Origin of the sequence: Nocardia sp. JCM 34519.1, assembly GCF_020361265.1 — a bacterium.
GTDB lineage: Bacteria > Actinomycetota > Actinomycetes > Mycobacteriales > Mycobacteriaceae > Nocardia > Nocardia arthritidis_A.
The window spans coordinates 265,468-284,726 of sequence record NZ_JAIRBR010000011.1 but is presented as its reverse complement, the minus strand read 5'-3'; the positions used below and the strand labels follow the sequence as shown (position 1 = coordinate 284,726).

The following is a 19,259-nucleotide window of genomic DNA, read 5'->3' as shown; positions in this document are numbered from 1 at the left end:
TCGAAGCGCGGATCCGAGAAGGACAACGACATGGAACCGGAGAAGTCCTCGATCGGCGAAAGCTCCTCGAGCACCTCTTCGAGTCCACCGACCAGGCCGACGTCACCACGAGCGGCCCGCCACTCCGGTGCGCCGATCAACCACGCGAACGATTCCGTCTGCACCGCAAGCAGATTCGGAATGGCCATGGGCTCGGCGATTTTCGCGAAGGAGACCCGCCTCGGGGCTCCGGGTACCCCGTCCCTGAATTCGGTTCGAGAGCTAGTTGCCACCATGCGTCCTTCCACCCCGTGCACCGGCATATGCCCGGCGCCCACCGACTATGCGTAGATCAAATCCGTGCCGCCCGCGGAACTCGATGACGACGACCCGATTCCGGGTCGAATTCAATGGGGTCGTGAATCGAGGTTCGGGCAGGCGGCGGCCAACGCTCAGCCGAAATTACACCCATATTCGGTGGATGTCGAGAGGTGGTGGGAAATAAAATTCCGGAATCCGAACCGGTTGCTATTGCAATAATGACATTCGAGTCCTCCTGTCGTCAAGTTTCCGGCTTCGAAGTTTCGGATATATCTCATTTCCGTGGGTCGGCGAGAAAAACTCTATTTTTCGGCGAGTCGGTGTGTTATGGTTATTTATGAGGGGGAATTCACGTGCAGTCCGAAACCTGAGCGGCCAGCGGGCTCCAGCCCTGCCTTCAAGTGCAGCGATGGGATCTCGTAGTCGCCGAAGTTCTGGCGGCGGAACGCGATCGGCTCGGTCGAGTCCAGGGTGAGCAGGCGCTGTTCCCAGGCTTTGGCGATCTCGGGAAATTCGTCATCGGTGGTTCGGTCCGTGCCGTACAGCACGAACGGCGGCAGCGCCTCGATGCCCGGGTAGAAGAGGATCCCGTGGTGGATCGGGAACAGCAGGTCGTCGATCGGGCCGTTGATTCCGCGCTCGGCATAGTGCGGTCGCGGGCCGCCGACCGTCACCGACAGCAGCGCCCGCCTGCCCGCGAGCGTCCCCTCACCGTAACGCTCCCCGTACTTCACATCGCTGTGCTCGCCGACGCCGTACGCGAAATGAGAGGTGAAAACCCGGTCGACCCAACCCTTGAGGATCGCGGGCATCGTGTACCACCACAGCGGGAACTGGAAGATGATCGTGTCCGCCCACAGCAGCTTCTCCTGTTCGGCGCGGATATCGGGGGTGAGGGTTCCGGTGTCGAAGGCCCGCCCCGAATCCGCGACAACCTTCAACGGGCTCGAAGCGGACGAGCCGAAATCCTCGGCGTCCGCGATCGCCTTCCAGCGCATCTCGTACAGATCGCTGACGCGCACCTCGTGCCCGGCCCGCTGCAACGTGGCCACCGCCAGATCCTTCAGCGAACCGTTGAGCGAGCGCGGCTCCGGATGTGCGTAGACGATCAGCGTTTTCATATGAACTCCTTCGAATCGGATGCCTTCGATCCTGCGCATCCGGGCGGACCTTGTTCAGGGACGCCGCTTCCGTCGGATTCGACTTCCTGGTAACGGCAGGGCCACCCTCGTCGCCGCGGCCCGCGCGATACTTGGTCGATGGATGATCTCGCGGGCTTCCTACGCACCCGCCGCGACCGGGTGGACCCGGCAGCGGCGGGCATTCCGGTCGACAGCCGCCGCCGGGTCGAAGGGCTGCGCCGCGAAGAGGTCGCGCACCTGTCCGGGGTGAGCGTCGACTATTACGTCCGCCTCGAACAAGGCCGTGCCACACAGCCTTCGGAGCAGGTACTCGACGCGCTCGCACGGGTCCTCGGGCTCGACGATACCGAGCGCGGGCACCTGTACCGGCTGGCCCGGCAGCGGCGCCGGAAGGCGAAATCACCCAGCGGGCGGCTGCGCCCGGAACTGGCTCGGGTCCTGGATCTGATCACCGACGCACCCGCGTTCATCGTCAACCACCGTCTCGACGTCCTCGCGGGCAACCGCCTCGGCGAACTGCTGTACGGCCGGCCGTTGCAGGGCTTCAACACGGCTCGGCACATCTTCCTGGAGGAAACCGAACGCGGCCTGTACGCCGACTGGGACCAGTGCACCCGCGACGGGGTCGGACATCTGCGGCTGGCGGCGGGCAAATATCCCGATGATCCGCGGCTGGCCTCCTTGATAGGGGAGCTGGCGATGGGCAGCGAACGCTTCCGTCGCCTGTGGGCACGCGCGGATGTCTGCGCGCGGACCTACGGCCGCAAGGCCTACCGGCACCCACTGGTCGGGAAACTCGAACTGCACCAAGAGAATTTCGCGCTGCCGGATGAATCGGGGATGGAGTTGCTTGTGCAGTCAGCGGCCCCCGGCAGCCCGTCCGCCGACGGCCTGCGACTCCTGGCCGGGCTGGACGCCGACGCGCGTCCCATGGCTGGGCGTGTGTCAGGGCAGATAGCCGGCTCTGCGCAGTAGTTCGTACATCGCGGGCGTCAGTTGTGCGCCGGATCGCAGTGCTCGAAGTGCCCAGGCGAGTTGGTATTGCAGTGTCGACAGTTGATTCAACTGGGTGATGTCGTAGGTGGCGGCCAGGAGTCGTTCGGCCTCTGCGAGATCGCCGATCAGTGAACCCCAGGTCAGACCGGCGGGTACCGCGGCGGGCAGCGCCGGGGCGGCGGCGGTGGCCGCGATGACGGGTGTTTCCTCGGCGAGGAAGTACCAGGCCGCGCCGGCGCCGATCACGATGACCAGAATGACGCCGATGCCGATCGGTATCCAGAGGTTCCGATGCGAATTCGACTGGGCGGCAGGCGGTGTCGCGGGTTGTCCGAGGTCCGGCGGAGGCGGTGGTTGCTGGGCACGCGGGGGAATCGCCTCGGATTGCCGCGGTGCCGTGGCGGATCGGGTAGGCGATGTGGCGGTGGTCAGCAGGCGGCAATCGAAGGTGTCGGTGCGGTTGTATGGCGTCCATTCCTGTTGCGGCAGACCGGCCGATGCGGCGGCGGCGCAGACGGCGCGCGGGGTGGTGAGCGGTCCGTAATGCCGGTCGGAGGAGTAGGTGACGGTTCCGCCGAATCCGTCGGCTTCACGGAAAACCCCTGTGGCATCGGGTGATTCGATGTAGAGGATGAACTGGTTGTCGGTCACCGGGCCGGACAGGGTGCCGTGGCCGGTGATGTGGATCAGATACTGCGGCCGGTCGAAGGGGCGATCGAAATCGGTTTGTGCCGACGCGACCGGTAGCAGGACCGCGATGAGCGGGAAAACCACTGCCGCCAGCGAAATCACCGCGAGGCGCGCCAACGCCGTCGGACCGAAATACATATCGGCACCTGATTCCTGAATCGTGGCGCGCGAGGATTTCGGGCGGCACAGCGGCAATTGTGTACCCGGCGCAGCCGTACCGGCAATGGATCCGGGCGTCCAACTTCGGATCCGGGTAGCGGACTGGTCGGTTGGCGGGACTGTGCTGAAATCTATTCGGCCACAGCATATTTCGAATCATCGGCCGACCGAGGTGTCGGCGCCGACCCGCCGGGTATTCGTGGCACGACCGTGGGTCGGTGCGGATGTGCGCCCCGCGGTGTCGACATGCCAGCGCAAACGGAGGAATCGGATATGACCGGCACGGTCGGGGACCGGGCGGTGCAGTCGCCGCCCGTATCGGAATTGGTCAGCACGGCGAGCGAGCAGTTGAGCAGGCTGATCCGCGAGGAGGTCGCGCTCGCCGCGCTGGAGACGCGGGGCAAGGCGCGGCAGGCCGGATTCGGCGCCGGATTGACCGGCGCCGCAGCGGTTTCGGCGCTCGGTGGAATCGGCGCACTGATCGCCGCGGCGATACTGGCGCTGGCATTGGCGCTGCCCGCATGGGCGGCGGCGCTGATCATCGCGGGCGCACTGCTATTCGTCGCCGCGCTGCTCGGGCTGGCCGGGTGGGCGGCTGTGCGCAAGGCGGCGCCACCGCTGCCGCAACAGGCGGTCGCCGATATCAGAACGGACGTCGCCGTCATCAAGGACAGGAGTCAGCGATGAGCATTCCGAACGATCCCGAGGAACTGCGCCGCGATCGCGACCGGACCCGGGAGGAACTGGGCCGCACCGTCGCGGCGCTCACCGAGAAATTCGACGTCACCGGCCGGGCGCGGGCCTCGCTGCGCCACGGTGTCGAATCCGCGCAGGACACCGCGGCGCTCGCGGTGGACCGCGTCACCGGTACCGCGGCCCGCCTCGGCCAGACGGTGCAGCAGCGCGGCGCCGAAGCGGCGGAGCAGACCCGGCAGGTGATGGACAAGGCGCCGATCCCGGAGGCCGTCGCCAGCCGGGGTCGCCGGATTTCGGCGGTGGTGCGCGGCCAGCCGCTGCCGATCGCGATCGCCCTGCTGGTGCTCGCGGCGCTGCTGTGGTTCATCGTGCGCAGACGAACTTCGTGAATTCGCGGATTGCGTTGCGGCGCGTGGTCTTTCCCGTCCGGTGCGGATGCTGATACCGTGCCTGCGATCGCCATTGCCGGGAGATCCTCGACGCGCGGTGGCCGAGCAGGGGAGGTGTGCGGGTGCACGAGGTGCCGAGGCAGATTCCACCGCGGAACCGCAATCACGTGAATCGGGAGCCGCAGCTCCAGTTGGTGGAGCGGTTGGTCCGCGACGCCAGCGGTAATAAGGTGATCGTGCTGTCCGGCGCTCATGGCGTCGGGAAGACGGCACTCGCCATCGAGTCCGTACATTACGTGAAACAGGTTATGCCCGACCGGTTTTCGGATGGTCAACTGTTTCTGCCGCTGTCGATCGACGGCGTGTCCGCGAGCGCGGCGGATCTGCTCGGCGTCGCGTTGACCGCACTCGGCGATCCGTACAACGAGCTCCCCGATCGACTCGATGCGCGCTACAACCGATATGTCACGAAAACGCAGGGCCGGCAGCTGTGCGTGGTGTTGGACGGCGCTCTCACCGCGGGACAGTTGAAGTGGCTCGAGCCGGGGGACGGCAATTCGGTGGTGCTGGTGACCGCGCGCACCGCCGCGACCGATCTGAGCCGGGGCGCGACGGCGATCGATGTCGAGGAGTTGCCCGCCGCGGCGGCCCGAGAACTGTTGGGCCGCATCGCCGGAGCCCACCGGATCGAGCGCGAGCCGGAGGCGGCGGACCGGCTGCTGACGCTGTGCGGCAATGTGCCCTCCGCGATCCTGGTGGTCGGTGGAACGCTCGCGGAGAATCCCGGCTGGTCGATTTCTCGCTTGGCCGACCTGATGTCGGACGACGGGCGTAGGGCGGAGGTGTTGGAGTTGTCCGAGATATACGATGCAGCGTATCGATCGCTGCCCGACACCGCCCAGCGGTGTTACCGTGCGCTGGGTGCGCGTTCGTACGCGGGGTGGATCAGGACACCGGTGCTCGCGGCGGCGCTCGAGCTGCCGGTCGACGAAATCGATTGGACCATGCTGAAATTGGTGCGCATGGACCTGGTCCGCGAATTCCATGGCGGTTACCGGGTCGGCGAGCTGGTGCGGGTGCATGCCCGCGGTGTCGACCGTGACCCGAATCGCGATGAATACCTGGCCATCGGGAATCGACTGGTCGAATACTACGACAGGGCAATCCGTTTCGCCGACGTACTGCTGGCGCCCGGCCGACCGTGGCGCGCTCTGCTGCTTCGAGCCGTTCAGTTCCCCGGTCCCGGCGTAGGCGAATTCGACGATGCCGCGTCGGCGCGGGAATGGTTGCGCCAGGAGATCTACAACATCGCCGCCGCGGCCGAATTCGCGAGCCGCGCGGGTAAGAGCCAGTTGGTCGCGCGGTGGTGCGTGCTGCTGTGGTCGTTCCACGAGAAGGACAAATACCTCGACACCATGCGGGCCATGCACCTGCTCGCACTCGAAGCGCCGCAGCGGAGCCAGGATCCCGCCGTGGAAAGCCTGCTGCACAGTCAGCTCGGATTCCTGTACTACTGGCGGCGCGAACTCCCGGAGGCCGTTTCGGCATTCGGGAGCGCCGTCGAGTTGGCGCGAGCACTGCCCAGGTCGATGGCGAGCAGGCAACTGGAGGCCTCCGGGTTGGAAGGCCGGGGCCTCGTATTGCTCGCGTGGGATCGGCTGGACGACGCGCTCGCGGACCTTCGACTTAATTACCGGCAGGCGGAGGAAATCGGCGACGTGCGCCGAATCGCCATCGCCGCAATGCATTTGGCGAAGATCGAGGAGCCGGCTCGGGCACTGGAACTGCTCTCGCAGGCCGAGCGGGTGTTCGCCGCATCGGCGGATGACGAGACCGAGAACCGCGCGAAGACCGAAGGGTGGCGCGGCCGTGCGTTGCTGCGATTGGGGCGGATCGCCGAGGCCGAGACCGCGCTGCGCTCCGCGCTCACGGTGCTGCGTGCGCGGCGGCGGCGCTTCGACGAGGCGGAATTCGTTGTCGCCCTTGGCGCCTGCCTGTTCGCCTCCGGGGATGTGGACGGTGCGCTGGAGCAGCATCGAATTGGCCTCGGCATATACGAGGAGCTGTGCTTCACCATCCCGGCGCAGGCGGTAGCGGAGCGAATCAGCGCGATGATGGACGGTCGAGTTCCGCCGCCACTTCGACCGTGACCGGGTAAGTCGTTGCGGCGCAGTGTATGCGCCATTCACCGAGCAGATCGTCGAATCTCGCGCCGTCCGCGCGGAGTTCACGGCTCAGCGAGGCGAACAGGCGGCAGCCGAGGTCGGCTCCGCGCACCGACAGCAGTCCGGTCGCATCGCCGACCAGCCACCGGCCGTGCTCGGCGGGAGCGCAGGCTATTGCGCAATTGCGCAGGCGGGCAAGGGTTTCCGTGATCCACGCGGCGGCTTCCCCGCCGTGGCCGCCGATCAGGACGTCGGCGGCTTCCAGCCAGCGGATCTGTGGTTCATCGATACCGACGGCGAGGTGGCTGCGGCGACCGTTGGTGTGCGCCGTCGACAGTCGCTCGGCCGGGTAGCGGGTGACTGTCGCCGTGCGGTCCGAATTCATGTGAACCACAACCATATGCGCATTCGGTGCGGGCAGTGGTTTCGCCGGGACCGGCAGTGTGGTGAGCGCGGGCGGGCGCGCGGGTTCCGGTAGCTCCATCGCGCGGTACATCGCGGTGCGCAGCAGGGCGGCGGCGGAACCGGGGACGGAGGTGGCGAGCGCGCCGATCGCCGCGTAACGGCCGGTGTCGTGTTCGCCGATCGCACGCCGCACCTGCGCGGCGATATCGCCGGAATCATCCAGTCGCGGTGCGGAATTCAGCAGTCGTGCGATCGGCGACGCCGGATCGACCGTATGTGCGGGGGCAGTAGCGAGCAGGATCGGGTTACCGAGCGCCGTCGAATAGAAGCCGACCGAGCCGTGATCGCTCACGGCGAGATCGGCGGCGATGATCGCGACCCGCCAATCGTCGACCGAATCCGGGACATGCACCCCGGCCCGTGCGGCGTCGGCGAGATATTCCGCGACCTGCCAGCGAGAATGATAGGCGGGGATATTCGGGTGCATGGCCAGCGTTATCCGGAATTCGTCGGACGGCAGCGCCGTCGCGAGCGCGAGCGGCAGGTCCGGATTGGTGGCGAGCAGCGAATCGGGACCCCAGGTGGAGGAGACGACGATCAGTTTCTGATCGGTGCCGAGGCCGAGCGCGCGGCGGTATGTCGGGCGCAATGCGGTACTTGCGCGAATGCGGTCGAAACAGATGTCACCGGCGACCAGGGCGCGGTCGACCGCAGGTGGGTAGGCTCGGGCGAGGCGTTCGCGCTGTTCGTGGTGGGAGAGAACGATTATCGATGGAATGAGTTGTTCGTTATGTAGCAACCATTCCGGAGATAGTCCGAAGACCGAAGTTCTTTGTTCTTTGTTCTTTGTTCTTTGTTCTTTGTTCTTTGTTCTTTGTTCTTTGGTGAGGTATTTATTGTATCCCATACCGTGTGGCACAACAATTAACGGTGCATCCACCGAATATAAATCCCCGCCATAACTGGCCGAAACGGCCAGATCGTATTCACCCTCGATCGCCCGCGTCCACGGAATCTCCAGCACGCCCCGCGCCGCGAGAAATTCCGCTGTATCGGTATCGAAGACCGACGACCCGGTTCGAGTGAATACGATCCGAACCCTCGGATCCGCCGCAAGCAATCCGACGACATCGAACAACCGGGTCGCCGCCGTCGTATTGTGCACGACGGCGAGTACGGTTCGCTCGTTCGAATAAGTCGACCAGCGCCCCGTACCGAACGCTGACTGCTGATCGACCGATGACATGATCACTCGATCGTAGTGCCGCCCCGGATACTCCGGTAATCGGTTATGGCCGACCGGGTTCGAGCAGGGCGTGGATATGCGGCCGCAGCAGCTCGATGATCCGGTCGGGCGGCGCCTGGCGTAATCCGTTGAGCCGCAACATATGCCGGGCGATGACGGTGCCGAGGGTGATGGCTCCGACGAGACCGGCCCTGATGGCGGCGTCATCGCCGCCGATCGTCACCGCCAGCTGTTGCTCCTGATGGGCGATGGCGGTGTTGGCGTGCTCCGCGGCTTCGGGGTGGGTGAGCAGGGAACGCAGGGAGGCGAGCGTCGCCGTCGGCTCGGTGGTCAGCTTGGCCGACAGTGCGGCCAGGATCGCCTCGGCGACCTCGTCGGGTGTGCCGCGGACGATGTCATCGACCGGCATGTCCGCAACCTGCTCGAACAGTTGTCGTTTGGTGCCGTAATAGCGCATGACGAGGCCGGGGTCGGTGCCCGCCGCCGCGGCGATGGCCCGGATGGTCGCGCGATCGTAGCCGACCTCGGCGAACAGCTGTCGAGCCGCGGCCAGGATTCGGCGCTGCGTGTCCTGTCGCTGTTTGGCTCGGATTCCGTCGCCGTGCTTGGCCGTCATGGGTTCAGTCTACAGTCGTTGACCGAATGGTGCGGTCACGTGTACCGTCAGTTCAGTCTACGATTGTTGACTGAATGGTATTTGACTATGGATACCTTCGGGCCGAAGTCCACACTCGAGGTCTTCGAAGAGGCGAAAAGACGTGCGCTGGCAAAGGATTTGGCGGGATTCGCCGATCTGTTCGCCGCCGACGGCGTGCACGAGCTGCCGTTCGCGCCGCCCGGAATTCCACGTCGCCTCCAGGGGCGCGCGAAGTTGCGCGAGTATTTCACCTCGATCAGCGAAACCCCGTTGCGGCACGACGAATTCCGCAATATGGCCGTCTATCGGACGACGGATCCGGAGGTGATCGTCGTCGAATACGATGCGCACGGGTACGTCACCGGAAGCGCGCGCGAATACGAATTGCGGTATCTGCACGTGGTTCGGGTGTGCGACGGGGAGATAGCGCTGTGGCGCGATTATTGGAATCCGTTGGCGAGCGCGGAATTACTGGGCCGTGTTCCGCAGTTGCTAGCGCACTACACCGGAGCGGATCGTGGGTGAGCCCGGGACGATTCTGGTCATCGGAGCTACCGGGACGACCGGGCGGCGGCTGGCCGTCCGGCTGCGTGAACACGGTGCCGATGTGCTGGTGGGGAGCAGGCAGCCGGGGCGCGTCGACCCGGCACTCGGCGATCCGGTGCTGTTCGACTGGGCCGATCCGAAGACGTTCGCGGCGGCGGTATCCGGTGTGGAGCGGCTTTATCTGTTGCGGCCCAGCGGATTCGGCACGGAGGGGATCGAGACTTTCCTCGACGTCGCCCACCGGTCCGGGGTGCGACGCGTGGTGCTGCTGCATTCCGCTGTCGCCGGATCGGCTGGGATGCCTGCGATTCCGGCGGCGGTCGAACGGATCATGCCCGAGTGGACGATCCTGTGCCCGTCGTGGTTCATGCAGAACTTCCTCGGCGACCACCCCACCGCGCGAACCATCCGGGACCGCGGCGAGATCGCCACGGCCACCGGTGAAGGGTGCGTCGGGTTCGTCGACGCCGACGATATCGCCGATGTCGCGGCGTGCGCCCTGCTCGCCGCCGAGCCGCTCAATCGCGGTTGCGTACTCACCGGCCCGGAGGCGCTGAGCTATCCGCGGATCGTGGAAATCATCGGTGCGGTGAGCGGCCGCCGGATTCGCTATATGGAGTTGACCGCCGAACAGCTCACCGAGAACTGGATGGCCGCCGGGCTACCCGAGCCAGCGGCACGTATCGGAACCGAACTCGATCTGGCCATCCGAGCGGGCGAATACGACTACACCACAACGACTGTCGAGGAGATCACCGGTCACCGGCCCCGGTCGTTCGACGAATTCGCCCGGGTCAACCGCGCCGCGTGGCAGGGCTGACGAATACCTTCATCGCGGCCCGGCCGACCGGTTCCGCAGCCAGCGGCGTCGGATCGGGCCCATGCCGACCAGGATGAGGAAAAGCAGGGCGGTGAAGGTGGCTATCGCGGCACCGGTGGCGGTGCAGATGGCCGAGCAGGCCGGGGCGGGTGGGTCCGTGGGGGCGCCGTCGGGGGTGAGCCAGATTTGCGTGTGAGCGCCGCGGGCGGCGAAGTTGCCGACGGGCGCCGTCGCGATATGCGGTTTGCCGTCCCGGACCCAGCGGACCTGCGCCTCGTAGCGGCGGGCCGCCTGATTGTAGTGTGGATCGTCGGTGATCGTCGCTGTGACAACGGTTTTCGCACCGTCCATCGCGCCGATCCGGTCGGCGGCGTCGCGGTAGGCGACCGCGCCGACGACGCTGGCGATCAGGACGCCCACCAGGCACAGCGCGGTGACGACGGGTACCGTGCGCGGCATCCGGAGTGATCCTTCGGCGGTGGGAATCCCGCCCGCTATCCCGCTACCATCCGCCGCCGGCATAGCGCCGCCTTCCGAAATCGGTTCCGGTGTAGAGCTCCGCCCAGGTGGCGGAGCTGGACAGGTCGGCGACGAGTGCGCTGCCGCGCGGCGTCAGGCGCACGACGGTGTCGACTGGACCGTCCCAACTGCCGCCGCTCGCACTGATCAGTCCGTGCGCGGCGATCGTGCGCAGCGCGCTCGCCAGCGGGCGGCGGCGGCACCCCACGATCTTCGCCAACTCTCTTGTGGTGCACGGGCATTCCGACAGCGCGTCGAGTACCTCGACCACGTGTCGGTTGCTCACCAAATCCCGCAGGTCTCGACTCACCTGGTTCACGCCTCGCGTCGTCGTAAGGAATCCGGTAATCGAACCTACGAGCGACGACCCGATGCCACCGGCACATTGACGTCTCGTTACCGGTGCGCGCCGTTTCCTTGACGGAACCCATACGGGCCGCGAATCCGCTTCGTTCAGGACCCATCTCAGTGGCCCACACCATAGAGAAACGATATCCATCCGCAGCGCTTTGCCGAAATCGTTAATGCTGGACCGTTTTCCGTCGATCCAGGGGTGGATGCGGTATGTCCGTTACTCGCCGGTACCTCGCTGTCCGTTCATCTGCCGGACGAACGAATCGAATTGGAGGCCCCTTGTTCATGTGTACCGTGAACCGCGGGAGCCGCACCGTCGTGTTCCGGAGACAATGCTCTGTTCGCGGTGGGCGACCCCGGTACGCGCGCGCCCGGGAGCGCGACCGGTACCGCCGCGGTGACCGACACAGATGTCGAGCGGCGGCACTAGGCCCAGGCGTTCCCTTGTGCCGCACTGTGATTCAGAAGTTGGACAACTGCACATGGGTAGACGAGAACGACCCATCGACACCTGTACCGGGCCGCTTGCCGCCTTCGCGGGCGAGCTCCGCGGGCTCCGCGCGGCAGCGGGCAATCCGTCCTACCGGCGGATGGCCGGTGTCGCCCTGTATTCACCGTCGGTGCTCTCCGAGGCCGCGAGCGGTCACCGGCTGCCGACGCTGCAGGTGACCCTGGCATTCGTCAAGGCGTGCGGCGGCAGCGCCGCCGAGTGGGAGTCGCGGTGGCGGGCGGTATGCGGCGCCGACGTGCCCGGCGATCAATCAGCCGACGATCGCCAGGCCGTCGCGGATCCCGGCCGTCCGCGCCCGGCCCAGCTACCGATCGGACCGCATGAATTCGTCGGGCGCACAGCGGAGTTCGACCGTGCGCGAGCCACGGCCGCACAGCCGGATTCCCGGGTGCCGCTGATCGTGCGCGGACCGGTCGGTATCGGTAAGACCACCTTCGCGCTGCGGTTCGCCCATCAGCTGGTCCGCGACTTCCCGGACGGGCAACTATATGCCGATATGGGTGCGACCAGACCGGACCGGGCCGTGCCGATGGAGGTGATGGCGGGATTCCTGCACGCGCTCGGCGTGCCACCGGATCAGGTGCCCGGCGACGAGATGCACCGCACCGGCCTCTATCGCTCCATGCTCGCCGAACGCCGGGTGATGGTGTTGCTGGACAACGTATTCGACGAGCGGCAGGTCCGGCCGCTGCTGGCCCGCTCACAGCACAGCCAGACCCTGGTGACCAGCCGCTCACGGCTGCTCGGGCTGGAAGGGGTGCGGCGCATCTCCCTCGGCCCGCTGTCTCGGGCCGAATCGATCGGGTTGCTGCGGGTGCTCGTCGGCGGCGACCGGGTCAACGCGGAATATGGTGCGGCACAGCAGATCACCGAGTTCTCCGGCCAGCTACCGCTGGCGCTCACCATTGCCGGGCGCAAGATCGCGGCCCAGCCGGGACGCCGGCTGATCGAGGTGGCCGATCGGCTCGCCGCCGGTGTGCACGTGGCGAATTGGCTGCGGATCGGCGATGTCGGGCTGTCCGACGCGGTATTGCCCGCATTCCTCGCGCTGCCACCGCTGGCCAAGCACGTTGTGCATATGCTCGGCGGGCGAGCGGATGAGCTGACCGTCGGCGGGCTGGCCGAAATGCTGCACATCTCCATCGACTCCGCCGAATACGCGATGGACCGGTTGATCGATGGCGGTCTGCTGCACCGTGTTTCGTCCCATGATCGATATTTCGTGCCACCGTTGATCGGACAGTTGATCGCGCAGGAGACCGATCGTTTCGCCATCCGGGCCGATCCGGACACCGAGCCGCTGCGTGCGGTCCTGCGGGTCGCGGGCGTCCCTTTCGCCGATTGACACCTCGTGCCCGATTGATCGCCGGCTTCCGGACAATTCCAGCCCCGTCGCGCGTCGCCGTCGAATTGTTGTTCTTTTGTTCGTGATTCGCGTTCGGCGGCGGAATACATCGATGTCGCGTAGGTAGCGTCTTGTCGCAAATCCGTTCCCCGGGTTGATATCCCAGACGTGCTTCGCTCCCGACGAGGACCCTCGATGACTGCTGTTCGTACCCGAGTTCGCGGCGGTGTGTTCACTGCGATCCGCGAAACTCCACCGCCGGTCCGCTATCTCCTCTTCGGCGTGCTGGTGAATCAAATGGGCGCGTTCGCCCAGACATTTCTGGTGCTGTACCTGACGCATCGCGAATTCACCGTCGGTCAGGCCGGTATCGCGCTCACCGCCTACAGCGCGGGCGCCGTATTCGGCACCGTGCTCGGCGGGGAGCTGACCCATCGGCTGGGTGCGCGCGGCACGATAGTCGCCGCGATGACGGGGTCGGCGGCCGTGCTCGCGGCGATCCCGCTGCTCGCCCGGCCCGGACTGTTCTTCGTACTGATCGGCGCGGTCGCGGCGGCAGGGCTGGTGACCCAGGCCTATCGACCCGCCGCCGCGGTGCTATTGAGCGACCTTATGCCGCAACAACATCGGGTGATGGCGTTTTCCATGATGCGGATCGCGCTGAACGTGGGCGCGGCGGTGAGCCCGTTGATCGCTGCCGCGGTGATCCTGGTCGACTGGAATCTGCTGCTGTGGATCGATGCGGCGACGGCGGCGGTCTACGCCGTTCTGGCATGCACGCTGCTGCCCAGCCCCGCGGTCAGTGGTTCGATAGATACTGCGGCGCAACAGTATTCGAAGCTTACGGTAATTCTGCGCGACCGGCGCTACCACCTGTTCCTGGCCTCGGTGCTGCTCGGCTCGGTGATCTACACGCAGTACATCGTCGCGCTGCCGTTGAACATCACCGCCGATGGTTATCCGACAACGCTTTACAGCGCGGTGCTGGTGACGGCGTCCGCGGTGCTGATCGGGTGCGAGTTGAAGATCACCTCGTACGTGCGGCATTGGCCGGGCGCGGCGGCCGGTGCGGTCGGCACCATGGTGATGGGGTTCGGCGCCGCGGGCTTCGTCTTCGCCGGATACTCGGCCGCGGCGATCGTGGCGTGCACCGCGGTCTTCGTTCTAGGCGTAATGATCAGTGGTCCAACGATGTTCGCGTATCCGAGCGGCTTCCCCGCCGAGGTCAAGGCCCGCTACGTCGCCGCCCATCAGGCGACCTTCGGGCTCGGATCCGCGCTCGGGCCGACGCTCGGCGTGCTGGCGTGGGAGCGGCTCGGGTCCGGTGTCTGGCCACTGTGCGGCGCACTGGGTCTCGTCGCGGCGTGGTGCGCGTACGCCGGGATGCGCCGGGCGGCCTGAGCCCGCATCGATCGCCGCCGGAGGAAATATGTCCATCGATATCGCCAAGGCGCGCAACGGCGTTCGGGCGCATGGGCGGGAACTGACGGCGCCGGTCGCCGTCGCGGTCGCCGCACCTGCCGCGTTCGGGGTCGCGATCTGGGCCTCGACCCGGATACATGCCGGGCCGCTGCTGTATCACGCCGCGCTGTTCACCCATCTGTCCTCGCTCGTGCTCGGATTCGGTGCGGTCCTGGTCGCCGATTACCTCGCCGTGCTGTGGCTGGCGGGGCGCTGCACCCTCGCCGAGGCGGTGGCGGGCGCGCAACGGCTGCACCTGCCGATCTGGCTCGGCCTGTCCGGCCTCGTGACCAGCGGCATGTTCCTGCGGCCCGAACTCGATGCGACGGCGACGCGAATCAAGCTGGCGCTGGTGCTCATCCTGATCGTCAACGGCGCGCAGGCGCTGGCGCTCGGCAGGCGGATGACGGCCGCCGACCCGATCGGCACCCGGCTGCTGGTTCGCGGCGTCGCGACAACCGTTGTCTCCCAGCTGTGTTGGTGGGGATCGCTGTGGATCGGCTTCTGGACCGCGCAGTCGTGACCTACCCAGGGCTTTCGCTGTGTTCGGAGTTGATGTCCGGAGCCGGCGAACGCTGTCGATCAATGTGCGCCCCGCATTCACTGATTCCAGCGAATCGAACCCATCGAGAATCAGGCGGAAGATGTGACCGAATACGACCTCGACGTCCTGGCGGTCGGCGCCGGGCCCGCGAACCTGGCCCTCGCCGTCGCCTTGGAGGAATCCGGGCACCGGCGCCTCGCCGAGAACACCCTGCTGCTCGAACAGCACCCCGACGTGAAATGGCAGCGCAACCTGCTGCTGCCATGGGCGCGCAGTCAGGTCTCATTCCTGAAAGACCTCGTGACGCTGCGCAATCCGCGCAGCAAATTCTCCTTCCTCAACTACCAGTACGAGCGCGGGCGGCTCGACGAATTCGTCAACCTGGCGACGTTCAACCCCTATCGCTGGGAGCTGTCGGATTATCAACAGTGGGTGGCGCATTCGCTGGACCACGTCCGGGTGCGCTACAACGCGCGGGCCGAACGCATCGAGCCCCGCGGCGCCGGTGACGGCCGGATCACCGGGTGGATCGTGTATTTGGCCGACGGTGACCGGATCAGCTGCCGCGATCTGGTTTTCGGCGCCGGACGTGATCCGCACATCCCCGAGGTCTTCGCGAATCTACCGGCGGACAAGGTGATTCACAGCAGCCAGTACTGCACCAGGATCGCGCAGGTCGCCGCGGCGGCGGAATCGGTTCGCCCGGTGGTGGTCGGCGGCGCGCAGAGCGCCGCCGAGATGTTCATGGCGGTGCACGCCGACCTGCCGCGCAGTGAACCGACCATGGTGCTGCGCTCGATCGGGTTGCAGAACTATCAGACAAGCAAATTCGTCAACGAGCTTTTCTATCCGTCGTTCGTCGACGAGTTCTACGGCTGTGCCGGCGAGGTACGTGGCCGGATTCTCGACGAGGTGCATCTGACCAACTACGCGGGTCTGGCGCCACCGTTCCTCGATGAGCTGTATTCGATGCTGTACCGGCAGAAGATGTTGGGGGAGCGGCGATCCAGTATCCGCTCGATGACCGAGGTGGTCGCGGCCCGGATGGACGGCGCCGAGATCGTGCTCGACCTGCGCGACCGCAAGTGCGGCAAGGTGGAACCGCTGCGCTGCGACATCGTATTGCTCGGCACCGGCTACGACCAGCGAATGCCCGCGATGGTGCGGGAACTGGTGGCCCGGATCGGGCTTGCCGAGCCGACGGTGAGCCGGCGATACCGGGTCGAGCTCGGCGGGTCGAATTGGGGCGCACTGTATTTGCAGGGCGTCAATGAGCGGACGCACGGTATCTCCGACAGCTTGATCAGCGTGCTGGCGCATCGCTCGCAGGACATCGTCGACGATCTGCTCGATCGCCGCGCGGTCTCCGGCATGGCGCAGGTGCGGTCGGCATGATCGAGATCCGCGGTCTCGACCGCACCGAACTGGTCCGGGCATACGGCGTCGAATCCGCGCGCATGCTGCCGTGGCCCGCGCTCAACGCGCCGTTCGAGGGCGCGTGGTGTGTGCTGCGCCCTGGCGGGGTGTCCGCCGCGCACGCGCATCACGAATACGAGTTGTTCATCGGCATTGCGGGCCGGGCCATCGTCGAGGTGGACGGCGAGCGGCACGCGTTCGCCGCGGGCGATCTGGTGCACCTGACGCCGGGGGCGACCCATCACGTCCGCAACGACGGCGACACCGACTTCGAGTGGTACGCGATCTGGTGGGACACCGCCATGACGGCGAAATTCGCGGCGCGGCACGGGGAGTCGACGCGATGAATGGGCCCACTATCGTGATCTCCCCGGCGCCGACGGCCAACGGCGATCTGCACCTCGGCCATATCGCCGGACCGTTCCTCGCCGCCGATGTCTACACCCGGTACGCGCGCGCGGTCGGCCGGGAGGTGTTGTTCGGCAGCGGCGTTCAGGACACCTCCACCTTCGTGACGACGACCGCGCATCGGCTCGGCACCACCCCGGAGGCGCTGATCCGGCGTTCGGCGAAGGAGGTCGAGGCGACGCTCGGCGCGCTCGGTATCGCCGTCGACGGATTCACCGGTTGGGAGCCGCGTTTCACGACGTTCGTCGCCCGTTTCGTGCGTGAGCTGTACGACCTGCGCCGACTGGAGCCGCGACCGATGACCTTCCCGTATTTGCCGCACACCGGAGAGTTCCTGGTGGACGGTCATGTGGCCGGAGCCTGCCCGGTGTGCCTGGAGCAGTCGTGCGCGGGATTGTGTGAGGGCTGCGGACATCCCGTGGCCGCCGCCGAACTGCTCGACCCGCGTTCGACCCGGTATCCGGACGAGCCGCTCGAATTCCGCACGGCGGTGGTGCTTGTGCTGCCGCTGGAGCGCTATCGGGTTCAGCTGCGCGCGCATTTCGCCGGGTCGGCCGCGACGCTGCGGCCGCACGCGGCCCGTCTGCTCGCCGAGCTGCTCGGTAGCCGATTGCCGGATTTCCCTGTGACATACCCGATTTCGTGGGGCATACCGGTGCAGGGCGGTGAGTTCGGTGGTCAGGTGATCAATCCGAACGCCGAAACCGCCGCCTGGACGATGTACTGCGCGACGGTCGCGGCGGAGCGGCGCGGCGGCAACCCCGACGCCGAGGATGCGCTGTGCCGCAGGCGATCCGGGGCGCGAATCGCATATTTTCTCGGTGCCGACAATATCTACCCGTTCGCCGTCGTCGCGCCGGCGCTGCTGCTCGCGCACGGCGACCGCTACGCACTGCCGAAGATGTTCCTCACCAACGAGTTCTACGAGCTGGATCACGAGAAGTTCTCGACCAGCCGGGGACATGTGGTGTGGGGCCGCGAGCTCGCGGCGCGGGTGCCGCGGGATCTGATCCGGTTCCATCTGGCCGATGACAGCCCGGAGTTCCAGCGCACCAGCTTCAACGAGCGCGCGCTGGCCGAACGCACCGGCGCTCGGCTGGTGGACCCGTGGAATCGGGTGGCGGACAAGGTCGATGCCTGGGCCGGGCGCGGCCCGCTCGCGGTGTCGGCCCGGGCTCGGGAACTGTCCGCCCGGATCGTCGAGCGCTTCACCGCCGCATACGAATTGCCCGGATTCAGCCTGAATCGCGTTGCGCGGACGGTGACCCGGCAACTGATCCGGCTGGCCGCCACCACCGAGGAAGGCGGTGATTTCTGTCAGCAGGTCGATGTGGTATTGCGCTGTGCCGCACCGATTCTCATCGACCTGGCAAATGTGCTGCCGGATACCGCGATCACCGGCGCGGCCGACCGGACCCATATCGAACCGCTGCGTCTTCCGCGCCTGAGCCGGGTGGGCGGCTGAATGGGCACCGTCGTCATCGTGGGGGCCGGAATCACCGGTCTGCTCACCGCCGTTCAGTGCGCGGGGCAGGGGCATCGGGTGATCGTCATCGATCGCGGCCCCATCCCGAACCCCTCGTCCAGCTCCTTCGATCAACACCGGGTGCTGCGGGCGCCGACCGACGCCGATGCGGGCCTGCACCGCCGATGGCTGGGGCTGCAACTGCTGCTCGGCGGCCACTTCTACCGGCGGGTCGGCGTTGTCACCGGCTGGCCGAGCGAACGTGTGGACGGCGCGGTGGCCGCGGCGCGCAGGGCGGGCATCCCGATCAGCTTCGTCACGCCGAACAGGCTGCCGCACATCGTATTTCCCGCCGGATACCTCGGCATCCGGGAGGCCGACGCGGGGGTGCTGCTCGCCGCGCGGGTATTGCACGCGGCCGTCCGGTGGCTGCGTGCGCGGCAGGCGGTGACGCTGCGGCCGTGGACCGAGGTGGTGGCCGTCGACGCCGCCGCGGGCCGCGTCGAGCTGGCCGACGGCACCGCGCTGACCGGGGATCTCGTGCTGATCGCTGCGGGCGTGCGGACGCGCGAACTGGTGTCCGTCCGGGTCGTCGTGCACCGCCAGACCGTCGTATACGTGCGGCCGCCGGAGGAATTGCTGCCGTGGTGGGAGCGGGCGCCGAGCGCGGGCGGTGTCGGCGTGGACGGTACGGGCTGGCTGCTGCCGCCCGGCGACGGCGCGCTGCTGAAGCTCAGCTCGACCGGAATGTGCCGTGCGGTATCGACATTCACCGAGCCCGCCGACACGGATGTGGCGGCCGCCCTGCGCTGTCGGGAACTGCTGTTGCCGCAGGCGGATCGGTACGGGGTGGTCGCGATCAAACACTGCCACTACACCGTCGACGCCGAATCCGGTCGCGCGGCACTGGAACAGGTCGGTCCCGCGGTGTGGGCCAGGGCGGCCGTCGGCGGCGACGGATTCCGCACCGCGCCACTGGTCGCCGAGCGCATCGCCGAACTGGCCGCGGCCGGTCTGGCCGCCTGACGAAAACACAAGGGAGACA

At 66.9% G+C, this 19,259-nt stretch carries 20 protein-coding genes; 13 read left to right on the top strand and 7 right to left on the bottom strand.

Going from position 1 to position 19,259, the window contains the following annotated elements:
• Together LGY53_RS26225 and LGY53_RS26220 are read right to left on the bottom strand one after the other, a co-directional pair.
• Nucleotides 1-302, bottom strand: a 302-nt coding sequence (locus tag LGY53_RS26225) for a hypothetical protein (RefSeq protein WP_225729385.1), incomplete at its 3' end; no start/stop codon positions are given.
• A 333-nt stretch (nucleotides 303-635) separates the two neighbouring features.
• Nucleotides 636-1,421, bottom strand: a complete 786-nt coding sequence (locus LGY53_RS26220) for an NAD(P)H-dependent oxidoreductase (protein ID WP_225729375.1) — start codon at nucleotides 1,419-1,421, stop codon at nucleotides 636-638.
• A gap of 138 nt (nucleotides 1,422-1,559) precedes the next feature.
• Here LGY53_RS26220 and LGY53_RS26215 point away from each other — a divergent pair, with 138 nt between their 5' ends.
• Nucleotides 1,560-2,417, top strand: a complete 858-nt coding sequence (locus tag LGY53_RS26215) for a helix-turn-helix transcriptional regulator (protein ID WP_225729374.1) — start codon at nucleotides 1,560-1,562, stop codon at nucleotides 2,415-2,417.
• Here the strand turns inward: LGY53_RS26215 and LGY53_RS26210 are convergent.
• A complete protein-coding gene (locus LGY53_RS26210; protein WP_225729373.1) occupies nucleotides 2,388-3,266 on the bottom strand; it encodes a hypothetical protein in 879 nt (292 codons plus the stop codon). The genes LGY53_RS26215 and LGY53_RS26210 overlap by 30 nt on opposite strands.
• A gap of 267 nt (nucleotides 3,267-3,533) precedes the next feature.
• Here LGY53_RS26210 and LGY53_RS26205 point away from each other — a divergent pair, with 267 nt between their 5' ends.
• From LGY53_RS26205 to LGY53_RS26195, 3 genes are all read left to right on the top strand, one after another.
• The gene (locus LGY53_RS26205) at nucleotides 3,534-3,974 is read left to right on the top strand and encodes a phage holin family protein (protein WP_225729372.1); all 441 of its coding nucleotides are present in this window, start codon (nucleotides 3,534-3,536) and stop codon (nucleotides 3,972-3,974) included.
• Entirely contained in the window at nucleotides 3,971-4,372 is a 402-nt protein-coding gene (locus tag LGY53_RS26200) for a DUF3618 domain-containing protein (protein ID WP_167474214.1), read from the top strand. Before LGY53_RS26205 ends, LGY53_RS26200 begins: the two co-directional genes overlap by 4 nt.
• Before the next feature lie 122 nt (nucleotides 4,373-4,494).
• Entirely contained in the window at nucleotides 4,495-6,522 is a 2,028-nt protein-coding gene (locus LGY53_RS26195; protein WP_225729371.1) for a tetratricopeptide repeat protein, read from the top strand.
• On the opposite strand, the gene LGY53_RS26190 is transcribed toward LGY53_RS26195, so the two are convergent.
• Together LGY53_RS26190 and LGY53_RS26185 are read right to left on the bottom strand one after the other, a co-directional pair.
• The gene (locus tag LGY53_RS26190; protein WP_225729370.1) at nucleotides 6,476-7,591 is read right to left on the bottom strand and encodes a hypothetical protein; all 1,116 of its coding nucleotides are present in this window, start codon (nucleotides 7,589-7,591) and stop codon (nucleotides 6,476-6,478) included. The genes LGY53_RS26195 and LGY53_RS26190 overlap by 47 nt on opposite strands.
• Before the next feature lie 640 nt (nucleotides 7,592-8,231).
• Entirely contained in the window at nucleotides 8,232-8,804 is a 573-nt protein-coding gene (locus LGY53_RS26185) for a TetR/AcrR family transcriptional regulator (RefSeq protein WP_225729369.1), read from the bottom strand.
• A gap of 87 nt (nucleotides 8,805-8,891) precedes the next feature.
• On the opposite strand from LGY53_RS26185, the gene LGY53_RS26180 reads away from it, so the two are divergent.
• Nucleotides 8,892-9,350 carry a nuclear transport factor 2 family protein gene (locus LGY53_RS26180; RefSeq protein WP_225729368.1) on the top strand — a complete coding sequence of 153 codons (459 nt, stop codon included), beginning with the start codon at nucleotides 8,892-8,894 and terminating at the stop codon, nucleotides 9,348-9,350.
• A complete protein-coding gene (locus LGY53_RS26175; RefSeq protein ID WP_225729367.1) occupies nucleotides 9,343-10,191 on the top strand; it encodes an NAD(P)H-binding protein in 849 nt (282 codons plus the stop codon). The genes LGY53_RS26180 and LGY53_RS26175 overlap by 8 nt, the downstream gene beginning before the upstream one ends.
• 9 nt (nucleotides 10,192-10,200) lie before the next feature.
• Here LGY53_RS26175 and LGY53_RS26170 read toward each other — a convergent pair whose 3' ends face one another.
• Complete coding sequence (locus LGY53_RS26170; protein ID WP_225729366.1) at nucleotides 10,201-10,650, bottom strand: hypothetical protein; 450 nt, start codon at nucleotides 10,648-10,650, stop codon at nucleotides 10,201-10,203.
• Between the two features lie 43 nt (nucleotides 10,651-10,693).
• Entirely contained in the window at nucleotides 10,694-10,996 is a 303-nt protein-coding gene (locus LGY53_RS26165; RefSeq protein ID WP_225729365.1) for a hypothetical protein, read from the bottom strand.
• 550 nt (nucleotides 10,997-11,546) lie between these two features.
• On the opposite strand from LGY53_RS26165, the gene LGY53_RS26160 reads away from it, so the two are divergent.
• The 7 genes from LGY53_RS26160 (at nucleotide 11,547) to LGY53_RS26130 (ending at nucleotide 19,240) form a co-directional block, all read left to right on the top strand.
• Complete coding sequence (locus LGY53_RS26160; RefSeq protein WP_225729364.1) at nucleotides 11,547-12,920, top strand: NB-ARC domain-containing protein; 1,374 nt, start codon at nucleotides 11,547-11,549, stop codon at nucleotides 12,918-12,920.
• A gap of 195 nt (nucleotides 12,921-13,115) precedes the next feature.
• The gene (locus LGY53_RS26155; protein WP_225729363.1) at nucleotides 13,116-14,321 is read left to right on the top strand and encodes an MFS transporter; all 1,206 of its coding nucleotides are present in this window, start codon (nucleotides 13,116-13,118) and stop codon (nucleotides 14,319-14,321) included.
• 28 nt (nucleotides 14,322-14,349) lie between these two features.
• A complete protein-coding gene (locus tag LGY53_RS26150; RefSeq protein ID WP_225729362.1) occupies nucleotides 14,350-14,904 on the top strand; it encodes a hypothetical protein in 555 nt (184 codons plus the stop codon).
• A gap of 123 nt (nucleotides 14,905-15,027) precedes the next feature.
• Entirely contained in the window at nucleotides 15,028-16,320 is a 1,293-nt protein-coding gene (locus LGY53_RS26145; RefSeq protein WP_225729361.1) for a SidA/IucD/PvdA family monooxygenase, read from the top strand.
• A complete protein-coding gene (locus LGY53_RS26140) occupies nucleotides 16,317-16,688 on the top strand; it encodes a cupin domain-containing protein (protein ID WP_225729360.1) in 372 nt (123 codons plus the stop codon). The genes LGY53_RS26145 and LGY53_RS26140 overlap by 4 nt, the downstream gene beginning before the upstream one ends.
• Nucleotides 16,685-18,214, top strand: coding sequence for a class I tRNA ligase family protein (locus LGY53_RS26135; protein ID WP_225729359.1), 1,530 nt, complete (start codon nucleotides 16,685-16,687; stop codon nucleotides 18,212-18,214). Before LGY53_RS26140 ends, LGY53_RS26135 begins: the two co-directional genes overlap by 4 nt.
• Nucleotides 18,215-19,240, top strand: coding sequence for an FAD-binding oxidoreductase (locus LGY53_RS26130; RefSeq protein ID WP_225729358.1), 1,026 nt, complete (start codon nucleotides 18,215-18,217; stop codon nucleotides 19,238-19,240).
• The last annotated feature ends 19 nt before the right edge of the window (nucleotides 19,241-19,259 follow it).